The organism is Thauera sp. 2A1 (assembly GCF_009469595.2).
Lineage (GTDB): Bacteria > Pseudomonadota > Gammaproteobacteria > Burkholderiales > Rhodocyclaceae > Thauera.
In genome coordinates this window covers 1-2691 of record NZ_SSXV01000067.1, presented here as the reverse complement: position 1 = coordinate 2691, position 2691 = coordinate 1, and the positions used below count along the sequence as shown (strand labels likewise).

Genomic DNA, 2691 nt, shown 5'->3' with positions numbered 1-2691 from the left:
ATATTATCTACTAATAAATCAGCTATAACATTTATACCTAATTGCTTACTATCACTAACTAATTGCTCCTACATTACTACTAGGAGCATCTAATAGATGCCCTCTAGTAGTTCTCTATCACTCAGTTGTTTGATCTGATTGTGTAATTGATTGTTCATTCTTAATACTGTTTAAAGCATCTATAAAGAAAGGAGTACCATATTGATTAGCGTATTTAGCTATTAACTCTATTTCTAGATCATTATAATCTTCCTCACCTGTAGAATTATATATTTTTAATGCTAAAGCGTGACCATCTATACCTTGTGCAGTCTTGTATAAACCGTTAGCTAACTCTTTAGATATATCTAATATAATAGGTGTTGTTTTATCTAAAGTATCGTACACTTTAAATTTCTTAAAATCAATATTCATAATAAATACTATTTAAAATTATTGTCCTGCATAATCTGTTTCTACCCATCTAAAACTTGGATAATTAGTAACCAAGAATCCCATAGAGTTACCTGGATGTAAATATACAGATTGATTTACAGTATTATTTGGTCTAAAGTAACCAGATATAGTAACACCAGAAGTATCTGGGTGAATCATAATTCTAACATGTATTGCAAAGTATGTAGGTAAGCTATTGTACCCAAACATACTAGCTACTGCATTAGCATTTGGAAGGTTAACGGTATATTCTCTATTGGCTCTAATCATTATTATATTACCTTTACTCATATCTAATTTATAAGTACTACCAGTAATATTTACTACATTTATAGTATCGCCATATACAGCAGCTGCTCTAACAGCAGCATTTGGTGAATATAATGCATAATTTTTAGTACCATTTGCAACATCTACATATAAACCATAATTAGCTGAATCGAAACCATAAGCCGTAGAAGCATTGTAATTATGATTTACAAATCTACCTGTAGCTGTAAAAGCACCACCAACTGTAGCAGGAACAGTATCGCTACCTATCATAACATATGATGTACTATTACCAACTCTAATGAAATCTGGATTTATACTGAGACCACCACCAGAACCACTTGCTGTTGCACTACTACCAATATGATTTCCACTTATTTCAAATCCAGCAATCTGACCACTATTTATTTTTACAGAACTAAAATTACCACCAGATGCATTTACAGTACCATTAAATGTACCAGAAGTAGCTGTTATGCTACCAGTAATATTAACGTCTGTACAAACAAACCTACCAGTATTACTATTCATTGACAGTTTACCATTATTAGAAGTAAATACACTTCCACTAAAGTTAAAGTCACCTAACTTAGCATTGTTAGCTAGTAAGTTATTTACTGTTAGTATTTCTTGCTTAGAAGATATATTCCAATAACTGCTAGTCATACTGGGTGTCTAACTAGTATTATTCTGTTTAGCTAAGTACACATTACCTTGATATACTACATAGTCTATAATAGTTAAATTACTATAGTTCTAATACTGAGTATAATCATTCTAATACTTAGCTATTGCCTTCTTAGTAGAATTAGTACTAGTGGATTGAGAATCACTATTAACATAATTAACAGTAAAATATCTAAATAAATAAGGTTTATCTTTATTTAATGCGGGCTTGTTAGTAGACCAGCCTTCACTAGGAACAGATGTATTAGTTGAATTTGCAAAGTATTGTGTAATAGATGTTACTCTAGAATCAGAATATGTTAATAATACTTCAGGTATTGTTTTGGTAATAGTACCATCTGAATATGTTATCTTACTATAAGAGTATAATTTACCTTGATCGTATGTATTTGTAGGTACATTAGTAGACCAGTTAGTAGTATCATAAGATACACTTTGATCTGTTGAATATAAGTAATAATTAGTTACACTAGATACATCTTGACCTTTTATTGCATTTGATGCTTTATCATGATAGTATTGTACTCCAGATCTCCATTGACCTCTATCTCTCATGATGGTATAAGTTTCATCTATATCAGATACATCTCCATCAAATACTACTGGAACTTCAGCTGACCATACTTTATATTGACTAGTAGGACTTAACGAACTGTAATCGCTACTATCTGTAGTAAATCCAAACCAGAACTTTGTAGTAGATAATGATGAATTCCATGTGGAAGTAAACGTATTACCAGATGTACTGTTGATCTATTGCCATGAACCAGAACTGTTTAAATAATAGCTTTTCCAATATCCTGATACAGAACTAGTAGCACTATCATCAACTCTAACTTTTATGGCACTTAGTTTTACATTTGTAGTTTGTAGGAATCCCTTTGAAGACCTAATGGCAGAAGGACAACCATTAACGGTTATACTATAACCGTTAGATCCTGGCTTACCTGGTTCTCCAGGTTCACCTGGTTTACCATCTTGACCTGGCTTACCTGGCTCACCATCCTTAGACCATTTAGCCCATAGTGCTCCAGTTTTCCAAGCTTGCCATTTACTATTCTCTTTCTTTCTAGTCCAAACATATTCATAAGGTATAGATTCAGTAGGTCCAGTTGGGTTATCATCCCATCCACTAGGTACATAATCATCAGCTTGGTATTCACTAGAATCTACATTTGCTGGAGGGTAATCAGAACCACCTGGACCTAAACTATCTCCACCAACATAATTAGAGAATCTCTTATAGATGTATTCATATCCATCACCATCTTTACCTCTTTCTGAGTATCTAGACCATAT

At 32.6% G+C, this 2691-nt stretch carries 4 protein-coding genes; all 4 read right to left on the bottom strand.

What is annotated here, in order from left to right; genetic code table 11:
* Positions 1 to 117 precede the first annotated feature (117 nt).
* Complete coding sequence (locus tag GH664_RS22250; RefSeq protein WP_153163748.1) at positions 118 to 387, bottom strand: hypothetical protein; 270 nt, start codon at positions 385 to 387, stop codon at positions 118 to 120.
* A 45-nt stretch (positions 388 to 432) separates the two neighbouring features.
* On the bottom strand, positions 433 to 1371 hold the full coding sequence (locus GH664_RS22245) for a hypothetical protein (RefSeq protein ID WP_153163747.1): 939 nt from the start codon (positions 1369 to 1371) through the stop codon (positions 433 to 435).
* Between the two features lie 111 nt (positions 1372 to 1482).
* Positions 1483 to 1947, bottom strand: a complete 465-nt coding sequence (locus tag GH664_RS22240; RefSeq protein ID WP_153170264.1) for a hypothetical protein — start codon at positions 1945 to 1947, stop codon at positions 1483 to 1485.
* A gap of 198 nt (positions 1948 to 2145) precedes the next feature.
* Positions 2146 to 2691: collagen-like protein (locus GH664_RS22235; protein ID WP_194270468.1), on the bottom strand; the 546-nt coding region annotated here is incomplete at its 5' end.

Coding starts and splice junctions, on each gene's coding strand:
- GH664_RS22245 (WP_153163747.1), bottom strand. CDS start 1,371: ATGACTAGCAGTTATTGGAATATATCTTCTAAGCAAGAAATACTAACA.
- GH664_RS22240 (WP_153170264.1), bottom strand. CDS start 1,947: ATGAGAGATAGAGGTCAATGGAGATCTGGAGTACAATACTATCATGAT.